This window comes from Shewanella sp. N2AIL, from assembly GCF_022690845.1.
GTDB lineage: Bacteria > Pseudomonadota > Gammaproteobacteria > Enterobacterales > Shewanellaceae > Shewanella > Shewanella baltica.
Genome location: NZ_JALBYT010000142.1, coordinates 1 through 227, shown reverse-complemented (window position 1 = coordinate 227; position 227 = coordinate 1). Strand labels below are relative to the sequence as shown.

Here is a 227-nt window from a genome sequence, read left to right as displayed (position 1 = left end):
ATTAGGATGCTTCTTCATCCAGTGTTTGCTGAACGTGGTTTTTGTGTAGCTTTTCTTCGGTTTAACCAGTAAACCTTCACGTCTCAAATAGGTAAAAAAACCATCTCGCCCAAGTTTAATATCGTGCTCAACCAGCTTGGATTTTATCAACGTGTAGAGCTTACGGGCCCCTAACCTTGGCATATATTTACGCCAGTACTGAACCCAGTCTTTGATGACCGATAGCT

The 227-nt window shown here is 42.3% G+C and carries 1 pseudogene; it reads right to left on the bottom strand.

Going from position 1 to position 227, the window contains the following annotated elements:
• A pseudogene (locus MO387_RS21085) lies at positions 1 to 227 on the bottom strand (IS3 family transposase); the annotation flags it as partial.